This is a genomic window from Microlunatus ginsengisoli (assembly GCF_039537205.1).
Taxonomy (GTDB): domain Bacteria; phylum Actinomycetota; class Actinomycetes; order Propionibacteriales; family Propionibacteriaceae; genus Microlunatus; species Microlunatus ginsengisoli.
Window position 1 is genome coordinate 13,059 of record NZ_BAABAB010000030.1, and the last position, 16,894, is coordinate 29,952.

A 16,894-nucleotide genomic window follows, 5' to 3' on the forward strand; every position below is an offset into this window, starting at 1 on the left:
CCTCGCGGGCCGGCCGGACGAGTTCGACCCACCGTGATGACGCGGACCGTCGAGAGTCGGCGGGGCCTTCTTCGCCTGCCGTCGGTCGCCGACCGCGACGGAATCGGGACCACCGGCCCCGACATCCCCGAGGCGCCGCGTCATCTCGGCGCCTCGGGGATGTCATCACCGTTGCAGGGCCGAACGACGCCTGTCCCCCGAGCAGCCGCGGGGCCTGAAGGCTCCTGGTTGCCGCAGACGTCCGGCCGATTCGAGAGGAAGGGACCACCGATGGACAGCAAGACCGACGGCCGCACTCGGCGGCGGACACCCAGGATCCTCGTCCTGGTGATTGCGCTCGCCACCACGCTGTGCGCGGGACTGATCGGCAGTGCGCCGGCCCAGGCCGCGCCGCCGGATCCGACGGCGATCAGCGGCAACGTCACGGGCACGCTGCAGGACGGAACCGGTGAGGTCGCGGGACTGTTCAACGTGATGAAGTTCAAGCGCGAGGGCGGCGAGGTGCTGGCCGTCGGCAAGTTCATCGGCACGATCACCGACGCGGACGGAACGGTGACCAAGGTCAACAAGAAGATCTCGATGCCGCTCGCCACCGAGTCGGTCGAGGGGGCGGCCGCCCCGTCGAAGGCGGAGAAGCGGGCCGGCGTGGTCAACGGGCTGTCGCCGGAGACGACGGACCAGCTCGCGCCGAGTGCGGCGGCGGCCGCGACGCCGCTCAGCTGTCAGGTTCTCGATCTGGTGCTCGGCCCGCTGGATCTGAATCTGTTGGGGCTGAAGGTGCACCTCGACACCGTCCATCTGAATATCACCGCTGTCGGCGGAGCTGGGAACCTGCTGGGCAATCTGCTCTGCGCGGTCGCCGGGCTGCTCGACGGTGCGACCGGTCTGAACGGAATCCTGAACGGGATCGTCTCCCTGCTGAACCAGTTGCTGGGAGTGCTCGGCTAAGTCCCCTCCACACAAAGCCCGACGTACGGCAGGTGCTCCCAGGCCTGCCGTGCGTCGTCGGGCGATCGGGGCGTCGCGACCCCTCCGCCGATCGGCGGTCAGGTCCGCGGCGCCCCGTGAGTCATGTGGTACGTCGCCAGCACCTCGACGAAGAACTCCGACGCCGCCGCGATGACGTCGTCCACCTCGTCGGAACGCGTCTCGGCGAGGATCTGCCGGAACACCTCGTGATGGACGATCGCGAGATCGAGCACACTGACCTCCTCGACCACCGCTCGTCGACCGAGCTCGTAGCCGAACCGGAGCGAGCGCTCGTCCCGGTGGAACAGATGACCGAGGAACGCCGCGTGATAATCGCGACGCAGCGACGCTTCGCTGATCATCGTCGAGGTCGGCGATGATCACGATCGACGTCGACGTCGACCTCCCCGAGGTATTCGAGCGCGCCCTCCAGATCGAGTGCGGTGTGGATCGATCCGGTGTCCAACCCGAGTTCGACCATGGCGAACGCGACGTCGGGCTGGATCCCGGCGATCGTGGTGATGGCTCCACGGAGCCGGGCCATCTCCGCCGTGTTGCGCAGCGTCCGGGCCGCGAAGGAGTCCAGCACGTCGAGCGCCGCCACATCGATGATCACGCCACGCGATCGGTACCGCCCGATCTGATCGACGAGGTCCTGCTGGAACTTGATCAGCTGAGAGTCGTCCAGCGCAGTATGGATCGATGCGATCAGGTAAGGGCCCTGTCGCAGGATCGAAACCAGTGCCGGTCCGCTGTCCACTACTCCGCCGACTCCTCCTGCCGGATCACCCGATAGCCCAACAGACGCTCGGCTTCCTCCAGGCCGCCCTGCAGGTCTCCGATGGTATTCATTTTGCTCAGGTCGACACCGATCGTCACCAGGGTCTGGGCGATCTCGGGTGACAAGCCCGTGATGATCACGCTTGCTCCCATCAGCCGGGACGCGTCGACCGTGCGGACGAGGTAGTTGGCGACCGCCTCGTCGACGTCCGGGACCCCGGTGATGTCGATCACCACCACCTTCGCTCGATGCGTTCGGATTCCCAACAGCAGCTGCTCGGTCAGCTGGCGCGCGCGCTCGGTGTCCAGCACGCCGATGATCGGCAAGATCAAGAGGCGCTCGCGCACCGGCAGCACGGGTGTCGACAGTTCTCGGATGGAGTCCTGCTGCTGGCGGATGACGCGTTCGCGTTCGTCGACAAAGCTCACCGCCACCGTGTTGGCGATGCGGTTGGCGGCGGGCTCGTAGGCGTCCAGCACCTGGTTCAGGAGCGAGAAGTTGTCCTGGTATTTCTCGAAGAGCGACCGGGCGAGGACGTCGCGCAGCAGGAGCACGATGCCCACCACCTCGTTCGTCTCGACGCCGCGCGGAATGATCCGCTCGGACAGGTCCTTCGCGTAGCGCTGCAGCGCTTCGACGCTACCCGTCTCGAGCACCTCGACGTAGTTGTCGTAGACCGACGTCGTCTCGTCGGCCATCTCTTGTGGCGTCATCGCCTGGAGCAGGTGCGCCCCCTCGATGCGGTGCTCCCACTCCTGGCGCAGCTTGGTGCGGTGTTCCCGCAGATGTGACACCAGCTGTGGCAGCAGCTGCCGCTCGTCGACCTCGGCCGGGTTCGGTCCGGAACCCAGGTCGTCGCTGATCGGTCGGTTGTTCACCGGTGCTCCCTCCATCGCCATTTCGTCATCACGACCGTCGTCCCTCGCCCGGGCTGACTGATCACCTCGAACTCGTCCATCAACCGGCGAGCTCCGGGCAGTCCCAGCCCCAACCCGTGGTACGTGCTGTAGCCCACCGCCATCGCCCGTTCGAGATCGTCGATTCCGGGGCCGGCGTCACGAGCCACCACCTTCAGTCCCGGACGCGGTTGATCGAGCACCTCGAGCCGCACCTCGCCTCGATCGGCGAAGCGGACGATGTTCCGACTGATCTCCGAGATCGCGGTCGCGATCACGGTGATGTCGGTGGCGGAGAAGCCGATTCTGCCGGCAAGCTCTCGTGCGGCTTTCCGGGCCGAGACGATGTCGGCATCGCACTCGACCGGCACCCGCAGCTCGTCCGTGCGGGACTGACCACGCTGCAGCAACGGCTGGCTCAGCCGCGAGCACAGCTCGCACTCCAGGAGGTGGCGTGCGGCGCCGAGCTCCGACTGCCGGCGCCGATCTGCCGCGGAGAGGGAGAGCAGCACGGGTCGGCATCGCTCGGTCGGCGGGTCTGCGTGATGCAGCAGGAGCAGATACTCCACCCTGAGCCGGGCGCGCGTGCGGTTCAGTTCCGCGGCGACGGCGCCAGCGGAGCGCCCTTGTTCGGCACCGAGCGACTTGGTGCCTTGTCCGGCGATCTCGTGCGCGAGCAGGACCGCGCGCTCCTCCTCGGTCAGCCGGGCCAAGGCCCCCGAGACCGCCTCGACGTCGGCATGCCGGAGCATGTCCTCGTCCACATCGGCCGTGGTGTCCACCTGCAGCACGCGATGCTGGTTCCGGCGCTGCCGATCGCGGTCGATCCACATGGACTTGACCACGTTCCGAGCGGCGGCGATCGCGTACGGTTCGAGCATCGCGGGCGCGACTCCGTCCGCCTTCGCGAGCACGTTGGCCAGCGTTTCCTGGACGAGATCCTCCGCCACGGCGGGATCGGCGACCCGCGCGCGAACGATCCGGCCGACGATCGGGATCAGCGACTCGACGGCGGAGTCGGCGGCTACGGCGGCGCCTGGGTCGTCATCGACACCGCCACCGGTCCCCACAGCCGCAACGATACGCCCGGGATCGACGGGACCCGATCCACGCAAGCCCGGGCGCCAACGCAGTGGACGGGTCGGGGTTGCAGCCGACCGCCGACCCGGGTCGAGCGCGCGCCGATCAGGACGATGTCGGCGTGGGACGGCCGATGACGTGGAACATCGCCGCGGCCCGGTCGGCGATCGCGGCTCGCGCCTGGGCCAGATAGCGGCGCGGATCGGTTGCGGCCGGATCCGCCGCCAGCGCGGTCCGGATCGCGCTCGTGTACGCGACGCTCAGCATGGTGCCGATGTTGATCTTGCGCATGCCAGCGACGACCGCGGCGGCGAGGTCGTCGTCCGGAACGCCGGAGGATCCGTGCAGGACCAGCGGTAGGTCCGTGGCCGCGGCGATCCGGGCGATCAGGTCGTGGTCCAGCGCGGCCGTCCGGCTGGTCATCGCGTGCGAGCTGCCGACCGCGACCGCCAGGGCGTCGACCCCGGTCGCCGCGACGAACTCGGCCGCCTGGGCGGGGTCGGTCCGCACGCCGGCGGCGTGGGCGCTCTGCACCTGCGTCGCCTTGCCGCCGACGTAACCCAGCTCGGCCTCGATCGACAGCCCCTGGTCGTGAGCCCACTGCGCTGCCGCGCGGGTGGCGGCGACATTGTCCTCGTACGGCAGCCGCCCGGCGTCGAACATCACCGAGCCGAAGCCGGCGTCCGCGGCGGTGTGCAGCAGCTCGACGTCCTCGACGTGGTCCAGGTGCAGCGCCACCGGTACGGCCGAACGCTCGGCCAGCGCACGCATGGCGGCCGTGATCGGCCGCGGGTCGCCGCCGTGGAAGGTGCTGGCGTTCTCGCTGAGCTGCAGGATCACCGGCCGGCCGGCGCGCTCCGCACCGGCGACGATGCCCTCGGCGTACTCCAGGGTGATCACGTTGAACGCGGCCACGGCGGTGCCGCCCGCGGTCGCGTCGACCAGGAGCGGCCGGGTGGCGGTCAGAGGCATGGTCGCAATCTCCTCGCGGGTTCGGCTCGATCACGATCCTGCCGCAGCCTCGGCGGTGAAACCGCGCCGGGAGGGCGCGGCACCGCCCGGTCCGGTGCCCGAGGATCGTCCGGACCACCCAGGGCGGGTCTCGCGCCGTCGCCGCCGGTCTGCGACGATCCGTGGTGACGCCTCAACCACGAAGGAGCTCACCATGTCAGCGCTTGTCGTCGGTGTCCCGAAGGAGATCAAGGACAACGAGAACCGGGTCTCTGTCGTGCCCGACGGGGTGGCGGAACTGGTTCACCACGGGCATCAGGTGCTGGTCGAGGCCGGTGCCGGCGCGGGCTCGCGGTTCTCCGACGAGGAGTACGTCGCCGCCGGCGCCACCCTGCTGCCGAGTGCGGACGAGGTGTTCGCGGGTGCCGACCTGATCGTGAAGGTGAAGGAGCCGATCCCGGCGGAATACCACCGCTTCCGCGACGGACAGCAGTTGTTCACCTATCTCCATCTGGCCGCGGACAAGCAGCTGACCCAGTTCCTGCTCGAGCACCGGATCGACTCCATCGCCTACGAGACGGTCCAGACCGCGGACCGCAAGCTGCCGCTGCTGACGCCGATGAGCGAGGTCGCCGGGCGGATGTCGGTGCAGGCCGCGGCGCACGCGCTGGAGTCGCCCGCGGGCGGGGCCGGGATCCTGCTCGGCGGCGTGCCCGGCACCCCGGCCGCCAAGGTGACCATCATCGGCGGCGGCGTGTCCGGCACCGAGGCCGCGAAGATCGCCCTCGGGATGCGGGCCATCGTCCGGGTCCTCGACACCAACCCGTCCCGGCTCGCCTACCTGTCCGACGTGTTCGGCGGCCGGCTCGACCTGGTCATCCCGAACCGGGCGATCACCGCCGCCTCGGTGGCCGAGTCCGATGTGGTCATCGGCGCGGTGCTGGTGCCGGGCGCCAAGGCGCCGAAGCTGGTCACCCGGGAGATGATCGCCACCATGCGGCCCGGCAGCGTGGTGGTCGACATCGCCATCGACCAGGGCGGCTGCTTCGAGACCAGCCGGCCGACCACTCACTCCGACCCGACCTACGTCGAGGAGGGAGTGGTGCACTACTGCGTCGCCAACATCCCCGGCGCGGTCGCCCGGACCTCCACCATGGCCCTCACGGCAGCCACCCTGCCCTACCTGGTCAAGGTCGCCGACAAGGGCGTCCGTGGCGCCGCCGCGGCCGATCCGGCCCTGGCCAAGGGCCTGTCCACGGTCGCCGGCGACCTGCTCAACGAGCCCGTCGCCGAGGCGCACGGACTGGCCTATCGCGATCCGGCGGAGGTGCTGGCCGGCTGAGCCCGGGCGGGCGCTGGCCCGTTTCGGGTGAGGCGCGAGTCGGGAGCGACCCCCTACGATGCTGCAGGTGGGCTCGCGAATCATGATCCTCGGCGCTGGCGTCGGCTCCGGCCACAACATGGCCGCACAGGTGCTGGAGAACGCGTTCCGGCATCAGCCGTCGGTCGAGATCGCCGAGCGCGCCGACGTCTTGGACAGCACGAACAAGCTCTATCGCAAGCTGTACGACGATGCGTACTTCAAGCTCGTGGCCGACGTCCCGTCACTGATCGAGTGGGGCTACGACGCCAACGACGTGCCCTTCGACCTCGCCCGAACGGTGCGGTTCTGGGACCGGATGAACACCACCTCGACCGTCAAGCAGATCAAGGCGTTCCGGCCCGACGTGGTGGTCTGCACGCACTTCCTGCCCGCCCGGCTGGTCGCGCTGATGCTCACCCGGGGCACGCTCGAAGCGAAACTCGCGATCGTCACCACCGACTACGACTTCCAGGGACTGTGGCTGACCAGCCAGTTCACCGAGTTCTTCGTGGCTCGTGAGGAGACCAAGGCGCATATGGCGGCGATCGGCGTCCCGGCCGACCGGCTGACGGTGTCCGGCATCCCGGTACGTCCGGTGCTGGGTGAGCCGGTGGACGGTCATGCGATCCGCCGGAAGTTCGGGCTGACCGAGGACCAGCCGACCGTGCTGATCTCGGCCGGCGCGTCCGGCGGCTCGTACACCAAGGTGATCGTCCAGCAGGCGCTGGCGCTGCAGACGCCCTTCCAGGCGGTCATCGTCTGCGGCCGCAACGCCGAGCTCAAGGCCGACATCGATGCGATGGTCGCCGGTGCCACGGACCGGTTCAAGGTGCTCGGCTACACCACCGAGATGGCCGACCTGATGCGGGTAGCCACGCTGTTCGTGGGCAAGCCCGGCGGGCTCTCGTCCTCCGAGTGCATGGCGGCCGGGCTGCCGATGGTGTTGATCAACCCGATCCCCGGCCAGGAGGAGCGCAACAGCGACTTCCTGCTGGAGGAGGGCGCCGCCGTCCGCTGCAACTACACCACGACGGTCGGCTACAAGATCGAGGCGCTGCTCCGCGAGCCCGAGCGGATCGAGCGGATGGCGGCCGCGGCACGCCGGCTGGGCTTCCCCGACGCCGGCGACCGGATCGCCCGAGCGGTGATGCGGGACGTGCCGCCGCTGTGGATCTCCACCACGGCGCAGCGTTCGATGCTCGCGGCCGCCGAGCAGGGGATCGCGGCCACCGAGCTTCCGGCGGGCAGCCGGGTGCGCACCCTGATCGACTCCGACACCGGGTTCTCCCTCGCCGTGATCACCGAGACCCAAGCGGACCTGTTGCGCGAGCGGACCACGCCGGCGCCGCTGTCGCGCCGGCCGCTGGTGATGATCTCCTCGCTCCAGTTGAGCGAGCTGCGCCGCCGCCGCGCCGACGCCGACCTGCTGCTGACCATGCGCCGGCTGCTCCAGTCCTCACCGGAACTGACCCTCGGGCTCGCCTGACGAGCCCCCGGCAGTTCGCGCCACGGATGTCGGCTCGCGCCGTGTCTGCGCCTGGCGCGGGCCGACACCGGCGGCGCGACGTCCGGGTCGGGGAGAGGATGGGGGCGTGCGAATCGCCACCTGGAACGTGAACTCGATCGGGGCCCGGTTGCCGCGGCTGCTGGACTGGCTGGAGACGAGGGAGCCGGACGCCGTCGCCCTGCAGGAGACGAAGTGCGCCGACGCGGGCTTCCCGTTCGCCGAGCTGGAGGCGCTGGGCTACCAGGCCCTGCACGTCGGCGACGGCAGGTGGAACGGCGTCGCGGTGCTGTCGAGGGTCGGCCTCGAACCGGTCTCGCGGGGCCTGCCGGGGCACCCGGAGCCGCGATTGGCGACGGCCCGCTGCGGAGCACTGACCGTGACCAGCGTGTACGTCCCCAACGGCCGGTCGCTGGACGACCCGATGTACGCGTACAAGCTGGATTGGTTCGGCTCGCTGCGTGCCACGCTGGACCCGCTCGATCCGGCCGACCCGATGGTGATCATGGGCGACTTCAACGTCGCCCCGAGCGACGCGGACGTCTGGGACCCGGCGGTCTTCGTCGGCTCCACCCACGTCACGCCGGCCGAGCGGGACGGCGTGCAGAGCTTGATCGACTGGGGACTGACGGACGTGTCCGCGCGGCCCGGAAAGGGTGATCATCCGTTCACCTATTGGGACTACCGCGCCGGGATGTTCCACAAGGACCAGGGCATGCGGATCGATCTGATGCTGGCCTCGGCCGCCGTCCGGGTCGAGGATGCGTACGTCGATCGCGAGGCCCGCAAGGGAAAGCTGCCGTCCGATCATGCTCCGGTGATCGCCGACGTCGAGATCGAGGTCACGGCGTGAGCGAGGGAAGCACGCTGCTGACGTCGGAGCGCGAGGTCTTGACCTGGTCGGCCTTCGGGGTGGGCATCCGCGAGCTGGCCGGCATGGTCGTGGACAGCAGCTTCGAGCCGGACATCGTGCTCGGCATCGCGCGCGGCGGGCTGATCCCGGCCGGCGCGATCGCGTACGCCATCGACTGCAAGAACCTGTTCACCGTCAACGTCGAGTTCTATACCGGCGTGAACGAACGGCTGGACGTGCCGATCATGCTGCCCCCGGTGCTGAACGCCGGCGACCTGGACGAGGCCCGGGTGCTGATCGTGGACGACGTCGCCGACACCGGGCGTACCCTCGAGCTGGTCCACGACTTCTGCGCCGGTCATGTCGCCGAGGCGCGGACCGCGGTGATCTATGCCAAGCCGCACTCGGTGATCAGCTGCGACTACGCCTGGCGGCACACCGAGCGCTGGATCAACTTCCCGTGGTCCTCCGAGCCGCCGCTGCGCCGCCGGATCGGCCTGACCGACTCCTGACCTGGGGCGGTGCCGCGGTGTCCCGCTCGACCCGGACCGGAGCCACCTAGGCCGGAAACTGTGCGGCTGTTACAGGCTCCGCCGGCGTGTCGCTGCAAGAGCTGCACAGTTTCCGGGGCGGGGCCGGGGGAGCGGCGGGACTACTGGAGGTAGCCCTCGACAGTTGCCTCGGGGCGTACGTCGACCTCGTCCGGGTCCTGGCCGAACTCCTGGCGGGCACGGCGCTGGCGGAGCAGGTCCCAGCACTGGTCGAGGGCGTGCTCGATGTCACGCAGCCGGGTGGTGTCGTGGCCGGGGGTGTCGCGCAGTTCGTGCTCGGTCTGCACCAGGGCGTTGATCCGGCCCAGGATGTCTGCCTCGTCGCTCACCGGAACCTCCATACTCGATCTGCCTCGCCTGCCCTGGCCAGTCTCGCACCCGGCCACCGATTTCGCGTTCGCGGCCCTGGCCGGGTTGGATGACGCCGTGGACCGCCGACACGTCGACCTGCCGCTGGGCGATGGGTCCGACCGCGCCCTGACGATGATCGCGTACGGCCACTGGGGCCGGCCGGTCCTCGCCTTTCCCAGCCAGTCGGGCCGAGCCTGGGACTTCGAGAACTTCGGCATGGTCGACGCCGTTCGGGACCTGATCGACGACGGCCGGATCAAGCTCTACTGCGTCGACTCGCTGGACGCCGACACCTGGTCGGCGTACGGCCTGCCGATCGAGGAACGGGCCCGCCGGCACGGCGCCTATCACCGCTGGCTGACCGACGTGGTCGTGCCCTGGATCAAGCGGGACACCAGCCAGGACGCCGAGCTGATCAGCACCGGCTGCAGCCTGGGCGGCTACCACGCGGTGCAGTTCTCCCTGCAGCGGCCCGATCTGGCACCGCTGGCGATCGGGCTGTCCGGCAACTACGACCCGTCGACCTGGCGGGCCTGGGGCGAGAGCGCCGACGCCGCGTACTTCGCCAACCCGACCCACTACGTACCCAACCTGCACGGGGATCACCTGGGCTGGCTGCAGAGCCGGCTGTCGCTGCTGCTGGTCGTCGGCCAGGGCGCCTGGGAGACGCAGCCGACCCGGTGCCTGCCGACCACCCGGGTGATGGCGGGCCTGCTCCAGGACAAGGGGATCCGCTGCGAGCTCGATCTGTGGGGCTACGACGTCAGCCACGACTGGGTCTGGTGGCAGCGTCAGCTGGCCCACCACCTGCCGCGCTTTTGCTGACAACTCGGGCGGCGGGGAACCGCCCAGGCCCGACTACACTGCTCGGAACCATGCCCGACCCCGACCCTGCCGGTAGCTGAGCGCCCATGATCGTCGAGTGGGCGATGGTCGCGGTCGGCCTCGTGCTGACCGTGGGCACCGGATTCTTCGTCGCCTCCGAGTTCTCCCTGGTCAACCTGGACCGGCACGACCTGGAGACCCGGGCCGAGCGCGGTGAGAAGCGGCTCGGCGTGATCATCAACGCGCTCAAGATCACCTCGACCCACCTGTCCAGCGCGCAGCTGGGGATCACCCTCACCACGCTGCTCACCGGTTACACGATGGAGCCCGCGATCAGCGCGCTGATCGCGGGGCCGCTGACCGCGCTGGGACTGCCGGAGTCGAGCATTCCGTGGATCGGCCGGGTGATCGGGGTGGCGATCGCGACCGTCTTCTCGATGGTGCTGGGCGAGCTGGTGCCGAAGAACTTCGCCCTGGCGCTGCCCCGGCAGACCGCCAAGGTGGTGGTGCCGTTCCAGGCGGTGTTCACCGCGGTGTTCAAGCCGATCGTGCTGCTGTTCAACAACACCGCCAATGCCATCATCCGCCGGTTCGGGGTGGAGCCGAAGGAGGAGCTGTCCGGGGCGCGGACCGCGGAGGAGCTCAGCTCGCTGGTCCGCCGGTCCGCGACCGAGGGCCTGCTCGACCAAGACCACGCCACCCTGCTCAGCCGGACCCTGCGGTTCAGCGAGCACGCCGCGGAGGACGTGATGACTCCGCGGGTTCGGATGACCAAGATCAGGGGGACCGACACGGCCCAGGACGTGGTGGCCACGTCGCAGCGGTCCGGGTTCTCCCGCTTCCCGGTGATCGGCGAGGACGCCGACGACATCCTCGGCGTGGTGCACGTCAAGCAGGCGTTCGCCGTGGATCCGGCGAACCGGGACGAGGTGAGTGCCGCCGAGTTGATGGTCGACCCGCTCTGGGTGCCGCGCTCGATGGGGGTGGACACCTTGCTCGGGCTGCTCCGGCGCGGCGGCTTCCAGATCGCGATCGTGACCGACGAGTACGGCGGCACCGACGGCCTGGTCACGCTCGAGGACCTTGTCGAGGAGCTGGTCGGCGACCTCCGCGACGAGCACGACCGGACCCGGGCCGGGATCGTCCGGGACGGCCGCTCGATCCTGTTCGACGCGTCGCTGCGACCCGACGAGCTGCTGGAGCGGACCGGGGTCAGGGTGCCCGACACCGACGAGTACGAGACGCTGGCCGGCTTCGTCACCGACGAGCTGGACCGCATCCCCGAGGTCGGCGACGAGGTGGAGCTGCCGCACGGGGTGCTGCGGGTCGAACGGGTCGACGGCAACCGCGTCGACCGGTTGCGCTATACCCCGCCGGAACCGGAGCCGGGCGAGTCCGAGCACGACGTCGTGCTGGACCAGCTGCGAGAGGACCTCGATGGCTGACTATCTCCCCGGCCTGATCTGGCTGGTCGTGCTGCTGCTGGCCAACGCGTTCTTCGTCGGCGCCGAGTTCGCCGTCATCTCCGCCCGCCGGTCCCAGATCGAGCCCCGGGCGGAGGCCGGCAGCCGCTCCGCCCGGACCGCCCTCTATGCGATGGAGCACGCCACCTTGATGCTGGCCACCAGCCAGCTGGGCATCACCATCTGCTCCTTGGTGATCTTGAACGTGTCGGAGCCGGCGATCCATCACCTGCTGGAGATCCCGCTCGGGCTGACCAGCCTGTCGGCCGAGACGGTCGGCGTGATCGCGTTCGTGGTCGCGCTGCTGCTGGTCACCTTCCTGCACGTGGTGTTCGGCGAGATGGTGCCGAAGAACCTGTCCTTCTCGGTGCCGGACCGGGCGGTGCTGATGCTGGCCCCACCGCTGGTGTTCGTCTCCCGGGTGTTCCGGCCGGTCATCTTCGCCCTGAACGCAACCTCCAACGGGGTGCTGCGGCTGTTCCGGGTCGAACCGAAGGACGAGGCGGCCAGCACGTTCACCCTCGACGAGGTGGCCGGGATCGTCGAGCAGTCGACCCGCGAAGGGGTGCTCAGCGACACGACCGGCGCGCTGAGCAACGCGTTCGAGTTCACCGCGAAGAAGGTGCGCGACATCTCGGTGCCGCTCGCCGAGATGGTGATGCTGCCGCGGACGGCGACGCCGGCCGAGGTCCAGCGGGCGGTGGCCGCGCACGGCTTCTCCCGCTACGTCCTCACCGACGCCGACGGAGTCCCGGCCGGGTACGTCCACCTCAAGGACGTGATGGACCTGACCACCGGTGCCGCGGCCGAGGCTCCGGTGCCGGCCAAGCGCGTACGGCCGCTGATGTCGGTGCTGCCCGATGCCGACATCGAGGACGCACTGGCGGCCATGCGGCGCCGCGGCTCGCACGTCGCCCGCACGGTCGACCGCGGCGGTGCGGTCGGCGGCGTGCTGTTCCTGGAGGACATCATCGAGGAGCTGGTCGGCGAGGTCGACGACGCGACCGCCCGATGACCGGGGAGCCGGGCAGCCGAGCCTCAGCCGTCGTACGCCGAGGGGTGCAGCAGCGGAACCTCCGGCGACCAACCGGCGGCCAGTTCCGCGACCAGGCTCGGCGGGGTGAGCACCTCCGCGGCGACCAGTTCACCGCGGTCCCGGCTGTCGGCGTACCCGCCCGGGGTCCAGCGGCGCAGCCGGTCCCCGAGCACCAGCCACGGCTCGCCCCCGTCGGCCAGCATCGCCCCGTCCGGCAGGTCGGCGACCGCACACCGGTGGAGCCGCCGGCGACCTCCGACGAGTCGCTCGGCGTGCAGCCGGGCATCGATCGCGTCGGCACCACGCTCGCCAGGGTGCAGCGCTGCCCACCGCCGTACGAAGCGGTCGTAGTCGGCGCGCCGGCAGAGCGCGCACGGCCGGTGGCCGGCCGCCCACGCGGTCGCCTCGTCGAGGAAGAACAGCTCGGTGAACCGGCCCGGCTGGAGCAGGGGCGAGCGGTGCCAGTCGCGGAAGACCAGCCGGCACGCGATCCAGCGCCGTCCCGCGTGGTGGCGCCGGACCCGTCCCGCGGCGTCGTGCAGGCAACCCCGGTTGCCGTAGACCAGACCACGTTGGGGCACGGCGACGAGCTCGCCGAACGGGGTGACCCGGTTCTGCAACGGCACGCGCTCACGCTACGTCGCGTGGCACGCTGTCGTCGGAGAGAGGGGACCAGATGCAGCAAGCGGAGGCTCGCCGCGCGGTGGCCGCCGGCCTGGCGATCGCGCGCTCGCTGGGCCTGGCCGCCGACGACGCCGTCGTCGTGCACGACTCGAACCGGCTCACCCTCCGGCTGTCGCCCGGCGACGTGCTGGCCCAGGTCGCACCGTCGGCGCGCCAGGTGGCCCGGTTCGAGCTGGACCTGGCCGGGCGGCTCGTCGAGGCGGGATGTCCGGTCGCCGCGCCCGCTCCACGGGTGGAGCCGCGGCCGTACGAACACGACGGCTTCGTCGTCACACTCTGGACGTACTACGAACCGGCGGGTAGCGGCGAACCGGCACCGGCCGACTATGCCGCGGCGCTCAGCCGGTTGCATGCCGGCATGCGCGAGCTGGACGTGCCGACCCCGCACTTCACCGACCGGGTGGACGAGGCGCGGCGGCTCGTGACGGACCGGGAGCTCACCGCGGCCCTGGCCGAGCAGGACCGCGAACTCCTCGCCGACGCCCTGCAAATGCTCGGCCGCGCCGTCGACGAGCGGGGCGTACAGCAGATCCTGCACGGGGAGCCGCACCCGGGCAACCTGTTGACCACGACCCGCGGGCTGCTGTTCGTCGACCTGGAGACCTGTTGTCGCGGACCGGTCGAATTCGATCTGGCTCATGCGCCCGAAGCCGTTGCCGAGCACTATCCGGACGCGGACGGCGACCTGCTCCGCGACTGCCGGCTGCTGGTCCTGGCGATGATCACCGCCTGGCGCTGGGACCGTGACGACCAGTTCCCGGACGGGCGTCGGCTGGGGGCGGAGTGGCTCGGTCAGCTCCGCAGCGCGCTCGCCGGCCGATGAATCTCGCCGCGCTCACGGGTCTGTGAGGGCATGACCGCTACCTACACCTTCGACATCTTCTCCAGTCTCGACGGCTTCGGAGCGGCCGGCGGGGACTGGACGGGCTACTGGGGCAAGCAGGGCCCGGAGCTGCTGGCCCACCGGCTCGAGCTGTACGCCGAGGAGCAGCGGATGGTGCTCGGGGCGAACACGTACCGGCTGTTCGCGCAGATGCTGGCCGAGAGCACCGAGGACTCCGATGTCCGCGACCCGTGGGTCAGCCGGATGCACAGCCTGCCGGCGACGGTGATCTCGTCGACGCTGGTTGAGCCCCTGGACTGGCCGGATGCGACCGTGGCGAGCGGCGACGCCGCCGAGGTGGTCGCCCGCCTCAAGGAGGAGTCGCCCGTGCCGCTGCGGTCGCACGGCAGCCTGTCGATGAACCGTGCGCTGATGGCGGCCGGGCTGGTCGACCACGTCCAGGTGACGCTCTTCCCGGTGATCACCGGGCGGACCGGTCTCGACCCGATCTTCGCCGACGCGGCCGACTTCGACCTGGAGCTGGTCGAGAGCCGCACGCTCGACCGTGACATTCAGGAGCTGATCTACCGGCCGACGCTGCACTGATCGGCCCGCCCCTGACCTGATCGGGCCTGACCTGACCGGGCCGGACCTGACCGGGACCGTTCGACGGACGTACTCGGGACCTTCGGTCCTGCCCGCGCGAGGGCGCCGAGGACACACTGGAGTCACGACAGCGGGTGCGCGACATCAAGGCGATGGTCAGTGCCGACCGATAACGCTCGCCGCGGTCCCCAGGTCCGGGTCGACCGCATCCGCACGTGTTCCTGACCGGGGCGTCGGAGGGGGCGCCGTACGCCCCGGTCAGCACCTCGGGGCCGGCTCAGCGGGCCGGCCCCTTCGATCTTTCGAGCACCGCCGGCCCGCCCGGCCCGAGCGAAGGGACGGAGTCATGATCACCCTCGGGAGGCCGGTCGCGGTCGGCATCACCGGCGGCCCGTCCGACTACGCGCTCGCGCTGGAGTACGCGGCCGCCGCCGCGCGCCGGCGCGGGGTCGGGGTGCGCGTCGTGCACGGGTGTGAGCCGTTCCACCGGCTGCCCCGGCTCGAGGATCCGGAGGTCGATCAGCGCAATCTGCGTCAGGGTCACCAGCAGGCGCGGATCGCCGCCCGCCGGCTCCGCGACCTGCTCCCGGCCGGCCGTGAGGTGTCGGTGAGCACGCCGCCGGGGTCAGGCCCGGAGGCGCTGGTCGAGGAGTCGGCCCAGGCGTGCCTGGTCGTGCTGCAGCGCCGCGACCTGTCCGCTCTGGGCCGGATCTCCGCCGGCTCCACCACGTCCGCGGTCGCGGCGCAGGCCGCATGCCCGGTGGTGGCCGTCCGTCCGGGCGCCGTCGGCGGCGCGGGTGGAGTGGTCGTCGGTGTCGATGCCGCCGGACACGCCGGGACTGCGCTGGCGGCGGCGTTCGCCGAGGCCGACGCGCTCCACTGCGGCATCGTCGCGGTGCACGCCTGGCAGTGGCAGGACACCGCGTTCCAGCTCGGGTACGCCCCGACCGACCCGGACGAGATCGATCAGGCCGAACGCACCCACCGCGAGCGGCTGGCAGAACTGGTCGCCCCGTACGCCGACCGCCATCCCACGGTGCCGGTCGAGCTTTCCGTCGTCGCCGGTCCGGTGCCGTCCGCGCTGGTGGGCGCCGCGGCCGGCGCTCGGCTTCTGGTGGTGAGCCGGCACAAGCCGGCCGCCAAGCCCCGCGGGCTCGGTTCCATCGCCCGCCGGTGCCTGAACGAGGCGCCGTGCCCGGTGATGGTGGTTGCGGGCAGCCGCCCGACCCCCCGCCCGATCGACGACCCGGTCCGCGCCGCCGTCGAGTGAGCCCCCGCGTCCGGTCCCGAGTCGGGAACCGGTGAAACGGCCGACGCCGACGTCGGCCAGAGAGGAGTCCGTCGTGGCCGGCGACTTCGATACCGACACCGAGACCGGCGTCGAGCCGATCGAGCACGAGGGGACGTCCGTATTGTCCACGGCCGAGTGCCGCCGGCTGCTTCGGGCAGCGCACTCGGGCCGGGTCGCCTGGACCGCTCCCGACGGTCCTCAGGTGCTACCGGTCAGCACTCTCTATCGAAACGGCAACATCGTCTTCCGGACTTCTCCCCACGGGCCGCTGTCCGCGTTGCGGCACCGGACGTACGTCGCCTTCGAGATCGACTCCATCGACCGGGCCGAGGCCTGGAGCGTCGTGGTCCGCGGCGTGGCCACGGAAATCCACGCTCAGTACGACCTGATCGAGCTCTGGGAGGACGAGGGCCTGGTCCCGTGGGCCGGCGGCAAGCGGCCGCTCTTCATCGAGATCCAGCCGCAGACCATCAGCGGCCGGCGCTACCGTCGGCCCGCCGACTGAGCCCGGCCGGCCCGGACAACCGCACCGATCCTGCACTTTCCAAAGAAAGCCTCAAGACGGGCCGCGACCCCTCGGGGTCGCGGCCCGGAAGCTTGACCGACTCTTGAGCCACCCCTTGGAGTTGAATGATCAAGCATCGAGGTTGATGCGGGAGAGTATTCCCATCAGCCCGCAGGGGCTGAGCGGAGGGCTCGAAGTCACCGGGGCGCACCGCGGCGAGGGATCTGGGGGGGAGATCTCGCCGCCGGTGCGCGAACGGAAACAGGGAGCCCGACGGGGATCGTCAGGAAAGACGTCGGGTTCGCAGTGGCGTTGGGGGACGCTGCGGAATCCGTACTTGGCCGGCTCACACCGGCCATCCG

Annotated in this window: 19 protein-coding genes; 12 read left to right on the top strand and 7 right to left on the bottom strand. The window is 70.6% G+C overall.

Annotated features, from left to right (window positions below):
• Positions 1–270: 270 nt before the first annotated feature.
• A complete protein-coding gene (locus ABD747_RS19480) occupies positions 271–948 on the top strand; it encodes a hypothetical protein (protein ID WP_344807711.1) in 678 nt (225 codons plus the stop codon).
• Positions 949–1,046: 98 nt separating this feature from the next.
• On the opposite strand, the gene ABD747_RS19485 is transcribed toward ABD747_RS19480, so the two are convergent.
• The 5 genes from ABD747_RS19485 to ABD747_RS19505 all read right to left on the bottom strand — a co-directional run bounded on the left by ABD747_RS19485 (position 1,047) and on the right by ABD747_RS19505 (position 4,698).
• The gene (locus tag ABD747_RS19485; RefSeq protein ID WP_344807713.1) at positions 1,047–1,331 is read right to left on the bottom strand and encodes a phosphatase RsbU N-terminal domain-containing protein; all 285 of its coding nucleotides are present in this window, start codon (positions 1,329–1,331) and stop codon (positions 1,047–1,049) included.
• The gene (locus ABD747_RS19490) at positions 1,328–1,729 is read right to left on the bottom strand and encodes an STAS domain-containing protein (protein ID WP_344807715.1); all 402 of its coding nucleotides are present in this window, start codon (positions 1,727–1,729) and stop codon (positions 1,328–1,330) included. The genes ABD747_RS19485 and ABD747_RS19490 overlap by 4 nt, the downstream gene beginning before the upstream one ends.
• The gene (locus ABD747_RS19495) at positions 1,729–2,628 is read right to left on the bottom strand and encodes an STAS domain-containing protein (RefSeq protein WP_344807717.1); all 900 of its coding nucleotides are present in this window, start codon (positions 2,626–2,628) and stop codon (positions 1,729–1,731) included. The genes ABD747_RS19490 and ABD747_RS19495 overlap by 1 nt, the downstream gene beginning before the upstream one ends.
• Positions 2,625–3,716: a sigma-70 family RNA polymerase sigma factor gene (locus ABD747_RS19500; RefSeq protein ID WP_344807719.1), complete on the bottom strand. Its 1,092-nt coding sequence runs from the start codon at positions 3,714–3,716 to the stop codon at positions 2,625–2,627. The genes ABD747_RS19495 and ABD747_RS19500 overlap by 4 nt, the downstream gene beginning before the upstream one ends.
• A 115-nt stretch (positions 3,717–3,831) precedes the next feature.
• Positions 3,832–4,698, bottom strand: coding sequence for a class II fructose-bisphosphate aldolase (locus tag ABD747_RS19505; protein WP_344807721.1), 867 nt, complete (start codon positions 4,696–4,698; stop codon positions 3,832–3,834).
• A 193-nt stretch (positions 4,699–4,891) separates the two neighbouring features.
• Here ABD747_RS19505 and ald point away from each other — a divergent pair, with 193 nt between their 5' ends.
• From ald to ABD747_RS19525, 4 genes are all read left to right on the top strand, one after another.
• Positions 4,892–6,019 carry an alanine dehydrogenase gene (gene ald / locus ABD747_RS19510; RefSeq protein WP_344807723.1) on the top strand — a complete coding sequence of 376 codons (1,128 nt, stop codon included), beginning with the start codon at positions 4,892–4,894 and terminating at the stop codon, positions 6,017–6,019.
• Positions 6,020–6,086: 67 nt separating this feature from the next.
• Complete coding sequence (locus ABD747_RS19515; protein ID WP_344807725.1) at positions 6,087–7,526, top strand: MGDG synthase family glycosyltransferase; 1,440 nt, start codon at positions 6,087–6,089, stop codon at positions 7,524–7,526.
• Positions 7,527–7,632: 106 nt separating this feature from the next.
• Positions 7,633–8,397, top strand: a complete 765-nt coding sequence (locus ABD747_RS19520) for an exodeoxyribonuclease III (RefSeq protein WP_344807727.1) — start codon at positions 7,633–7,635, stop codon at positions 8,395–8,397.
• Positions 8,394–8,909, top strand: coding sequence for a phosphoribosyltransferase (locus ABD747_RS19525; protein WP_425562560.1), 516 nt, complete (start codon positions 8,394–8,396; stop codon positions 8,907–8,909). Before ABD747_RS19520 ends, ABD747_RS19525 begins: the two co-directional genes overlap by 4 nt.
• Before the next feature lie 140 nt (positions 8,910–9,049).
• Here the strand turns inward: ABD747_RS19525 and ABD747_RS19530 are convergent, their stop codons facing one another.
• Positions 9,050–9,277 carry a DUF2630 family protein gene (locus tag ABD747_RS19530; protein ID WP_344807729.1) on the bottom strand — a complete coding sequence of 76 codons (228 nt, stop codon included), beginning with the start codon at positions 9,275–9,277 and terminating at the stop codon, positions 9,050–9,052.
• Between the two features lie 97 nt (positions 9,278–9,374).
• Between ABD747_RS19530 and ABD747_RS19535 the strand changes: the two genes are divergently transcribed.
• The 3 genes from ABD747_RS19535 (at position 9,375) to ABD747_RS19545 (ending at position 12,602) form a co-directional block, all read left to right on the top strand.
• On the top strand, positions 9,375–10,124 hold the full coding sequence (locus ABD747_RS19535; RefSeq protein WP_344807731.1) for an esterase family protein: 750 nt from the start codon (positions 9,375–9,377) through the stop codon (positions 10,122–10,124).
• Between the two features lie 86 nt (positions 10,125–10,210).
• On the top strand, positions 10,211–11,569 hold the full coding sequence (locus tag ABD747_RS19540) for a hemolysin family protein (RefSeq protein WP_344807733.1): 1,359 nt from the start codon (positions 10,211–10,213) through the stop codon (positions 11,567–11,569).
• Complete coding sequence (locus ABD747_RS19545; RefSeq protein WP_344807735.1) at positions 11,562–12,602, top strand: hemolysin family protein; 1,041 nt, start codon at positions 11,562–11,564, stop codon at positions 12,600–12,602. Before ABD747_RS19540 ends, ABD747_RS19545 begins: the two co-directional genes overlap by 8 nt.
• A gap of 23 nt (positions 12,603–12,625) precedes the next feature.
• Here the strand turns inward: ABD747_RS19545 and ABD747_RS19550 are convergent, their stop codons facing one another.
• Entirely contained in the window at positions 12,626–13,249 is a 624-nt protein-coding gene (locus tag ABD747_RS19550) for a hypothetical protein (RefSeq protein ID WP_344807737.1), read from the bottom strand.
• Between the two features lie 50 nt (positions 13,250–13,299).
• Between ABD747_RS19550 and ABD747_RS19555 the strand changes: the two genes are divergently transcribed.
• The 4 genes from ABD747_RS19555 to ABD747_RS19570 all read left to right on the top strand — a co-directional run bounded on the left by ABD747_RS19555 (position 13,300) and on the right by ABD747_RS19570 (position 16,532).
• Positions 13,300–14,130, top strand: coding sequence for an aminoglycoside phosphotransferase family protein (locus tag ABD747_RS19555; protein ID WP_344807739.1), 831 nt, complete (start codon positions 13,300–13,302; stop codon positions 14,128–14,130).
• 30 nt (positions 14,131–14,160) lie between these two features.
• A complete protein-coding gene (locus ABD747_RS19560; RefSeq protein ID WP_344807741.1) occupies positions 14,161–14,736 on the top strand; it encodes a dihydrofolate reductase family protein in 576 nt (191 codons plus the stop codon).
• A gap of 346 nt (positions 14,737–15,082) precedes the next feature.
• Entirely contained in the window at positions 15,083–16,006 is a 924-nt protein-coding gene (locus tag ABD747_RS19565; protein WP_344807743.1) for a universal stress protein, read from the top strand.
• 73 nt (positions 16,007–16,079) lie between these two features.
• Entirely contained in the window at positions 16,080–16,532 is a 453-nt protein-coding gene (locus ABD747_RS19570) for a pyridoxamine 5'-phosphate oxidase family protein (RefSeq protein ID WP_344807744.1), read from the top strand.
• Positions 16,533–16,894 lie beyond the last annotated feature (362 nt).

Bases quoted from the DNA above. Each gene is read 5' to 3' on its own strand.
- ABD747_RS19485 (WP_344807713.1), bottom strand. From the start codon at position 1,331: ATGATCAGCGAAGCGTCGCTGCGTCGCGATTATCACGCGGCGTTCCTC.
- ABD747_RS19565 (WP_344807743.1), top strand. From the start codon at position 15,083: ATGATCACCCTCGGGAGGCCGGTCGCGGTCGGCATCACCGGCGGCCCG.
- ABD747_RS19540 (WP_344807733.1), top strand. From the start codon at position 10,211: ATGATCGTCGAGTGGGCGATGGTCGCGGTCGGCCTCGTGCTGACCGTG.
- ald (WP_344807723.1), top strand. From the start codon at position 4,892: ATGTCAGCGCTTGTCGTCGGTGTCCCGAAGGAGATCAAGGACAACGAG.
- ABD747_RS19545 (WP_344807735.1), top strand. From the start codon at position 11,562: ATGGCTGACTATCTCCCCGGCCTGATCTGGCTGGTCGTGCTGCTGCTG.
- ABD747_RS19480 (WP_344807711.1), top strand. From the start codon at position 271: ATGGACAGCAAGACCGACGGCCGCACTCGGCGGCGGACACCCAGGATC.
- ABD747_RS19560 (WP_344807741.1), top strand. From the start codon at position 14,161: ATGACCGCTACCTACACCTTCGACATCTTCTCCAGTCTCGACGGCTTC.
- ABD747_RS19505 (WP_344807721.1), bottom strand. From the start codon at position 4,698: ATGCCTCTGACCGCCACCCGGCCGCTCCTGGTCGACGCGACCGCGGGC.
- ABD747_RS19555 (WP_344807739.1), top strand. From the start codon at position 13,300: ATGCAGCAAGCGGAGGCTCGCCGCGCGGTGGCCGCCGGCCTGGCGATC.